2 rRNA genes (1 of these 2 cut by a window edge) are annotated in these 3,095 nt (G+C 54.8%); both read left to right on the top strand.

The window, feature by feature from the left end:
- Positions 1-2,770, top strand: a 23S ribosomal RNA gene (locus PARJ55_RS0120510); it begins 67 nt to the left of the window's first position.
- A gap of 97 nt (positions 2,771-2,867) precedes the next feature.
- A 5S ribosomal RNA gene (rrf, locus tag PARJ55_RS0120515) occupies positions 2,868-2,982 on the top strand.
- The last annotated feature ends 113 nt before the right edge of the window (positions 2,983-3,095 follow it).

Below are 3,095 nucleotides of genomic sequence, written 5' to 3' on the forward strand. Positions count from 1 at the left end.
TGCGATAAGCCATGGGGAGCTGAGAATAAGCTTTGATCCATGGATCTCCGAATGGGGAAACCCACCTGAAACTCGATTGTTGTTACCCTTGGGTATCAACAGTTGGGTTAACCAGGTACTTATCACCTGAATACATAGGGTTTTAAGAGCGAACCCGGGGAACTGAAACATCTAAGTACCCGGAGGAAAGGAAATCAACAGATACTCCCCCAGTAGTGGCGAGCGAACGGGGACCAGCCGAGCCGTGAGAATGACCAGAATGGCCTGGAAAGGCCAGCCATAGCGGGTGACAGCCCCGTATGGGAAGTTTGATCGGACGCATTAAGTAGGGCGGGACACGTGAAATCCTGTCTGAAGATCGGGGGACCACCCTCGAAGGCTAAGTACTCCTTGCTGACCGATAGCGAACCAGTACCGTGAGGGAAAGGTGAAAAGCACCCCGACGAGGGGAGTGAAACAGTTTCTGAAACCGGACGCCTACAAGCAGTCGGAGGGGCCTTGCGCCCTGACGGCGTACCTTTTGTATAATGGGTCAACGACTTGGTCTGTCTGGCAAGCTTAAGCCGTTAGGTGTAGGCGCAGCGAAAGCGAGTCTTAAAAGGGCGCATGAGTCAGACGGATCAGACCCGAAACCAGATGATCTAGGCATGAGCAGGCTGAAGGTTGGGTAACACCAACTGGAGGGCCGAACCCACACCTGTTGAAAAAGGTCGGGATGACTTGTGCCTAGGGGTGAAAGGCCAATCAAATCTGGAGATAGCTGGTTCTCCGCGAAAGCTATTTAGGTAGCGCGTCAGACGAATTCTCCCGGGGGTAGAGCACTGCATGGATGATGGGGGCCCACAGCCTTACTGAGTCTAAGCAAACTCCGAATACCGGGAAGAACTATCTGGCAGACACACGGCGGGTGCTAACGTCCGTCGTGGAGAGGGAAACAACCCTGACCAACAGCTAAGGCCCCCAATTCGTGGCTAAGTGGGAAAGCATGTGAGACTTCCAAAACAACCAGGAGGTTGGCTTAGAAGCAGCCATCCTTTAAAGATAGCGTAACAGCTCACTGGTCTAATCAAGAGGTCTTGCGGCGAAGATGTAACGGGGCTCAAGCCACGAGCCGAAGCTTTGGGTGTGCATTGATGCACGCGGTAGCGGAGCGTTCCGTGATATAACGCCATCCGACTTCAGCTTTCCCTTGGGAAAGCCTTGGTCGGACAGGCGTTTACTGTGAAGCCGGGCTGTAAGGCATCCGGTGGAGTGATCGGAAGCGAGAATGTTGACATGAGTAGCGACAAACAGGGTGAGAGACCCTGTCGCCGAAAGTCCAAGGGTTCCTGCTTAAAGCTAATCTGAGCAGGGTAAGCCGGCCCCTAAGGCGAGGCCGAAAGGCGTAGTCGATGGGAACCAGGTTAATATTCCTGGGCCAGGAGATGGTGACGGATCGCAGGTGTAGTTCCTCCTTATCGGATTGGAGGGGCTGCTGAGCGGTTCCTGGAAATAGCCCTCCATGAGACCGTACCCTAAACCGACACAGGTGGACTGGTAGAGAATACCAAGGCGCTTGAGAGAACCACATTTAAGGAACTCGGCAAAATACCTCCGTAAGTTCGCGAGAAGGAGGCCCCGTTGCTGCGCAAGCAGTGGCGGGGGGCACAAACCAGGGGGTGGCGACTGTTTACTAAAAACACAGGGCTCTGCGAAGCCGTAAGGCGACGTATAGGGTCTGACGCCTGCCCGGTGCCGGAAGGTTAAAAGGAGAGGTGCAAGCCTTGAATTGAAGCCCCGGTAAACGGCGGCCGTAACTATAACGGTCCTAAGGTAGCGAAATTCCTTGTCGGGTAAGTTCCGACCTGCACGAATGGCGTAACGACTTCCCCGCTGTCTCAAATGTGGACTCAGCGAAATTGAATTGTCTGTGAAGATGCAGACTTCCCGCGGTTAGACGGAAAGACCCCATGCACCTTTACTATAGCTTCGCACTGGCATCAGGATTGCGATGTGCAGGATAGGTGGTAGGCATCGAAGCGGGGACGCCAGTTCCCGTGGAGCCATCCTTGAGATACCACCCTTCGCACTCTTGATGTCTAACCGCGGCCCGTTATCCGGGTCCGGGACCCTGCGTGGTGGGTAGTTTGACTGGGGCGGTCGCCTCCCAAAGAGTAACGGAGGCGCGCGAAGGTTGGCTCAGAGCGGTCGGAAATCGCTCGTTGAGTGCAATGGCAGAAGCCAGCCTGACTGCAAGACTGACAAGTCGAGCAGAGACGAAAGTCGGCCATAGTGATCCGGTGGTCCCGAGTGGAAGGGCCATCGCTCAACGGATAAAAGGTACGCTGGGGATAACAGGCTGATGATGCCCAAGAGTCCATATCGACGGCATCGTTTGGCACCTCGATGTCGGCTCATCTCATCCTGGGGCTGGAGCAGGTCCCAAGGGTATGGCTGTTCGCCATTTAAAGAGGTACGTGAGCTGGGTTTAGAACGTCGTGAGACAGTTCGGTCCCTATCTGCCGTGGGTGTAGGATACTTGAGAGGAGTTGCCCCTAGTACGAGAGGACCGGGGTGAACGTTCCACTGGTGGACCAGTTGTCGTGCCAACGGCAGTGCTGGGTAGCTATGAACGGACAGGATAAACGCTGAAGGCATCTAAGCGTGAAGCCCCCCTCAAAACAAGGTATCCCTTGAGAGCCGTGGAAGACCACCACGTCGATAGGCCGGAGATGTAAGCGCAGCAATGCGTTCAGTTGACCGGTACTAATGGCTCGATTGGCTTGATTTGATCCGGAAGAAGACAGACCTTCTTCCAAAAGCATCCTTGGACAATGTCTTTCCAGGTTCCCAGAAGAACCGGAAAACGCCGATCGCTCCTTTTCCGGTCTGGTGGCCAAAGCACGAGCAAAACACCCGATCCCATCCCGAACTCGGCCGTTAAGTGCCGTCGCGCCAATGGTACTGCGTCAAAAGACGTGGGAGAGTAGGTCACCGCCAGACCTGAAAAGAAGCGATCCGTCTCTCAAGAACGAAGCAGTGCGTATCAGAACGATCCGCAAAAAATGCCGCGGGGTAGAGCAGCCCGGTAGCTCGTCAGGCTCATAACCTGAAGG

This window comes from Paracoccus sp. J55 (assembly GCF_000513975.1).
Taxonomy (GTDB): domain Bacteria; phylum Pseudomonadota; class Alphaproteobacteria; order Rhodobacterales; family Rhodobacteraceae; genus Paracoccus.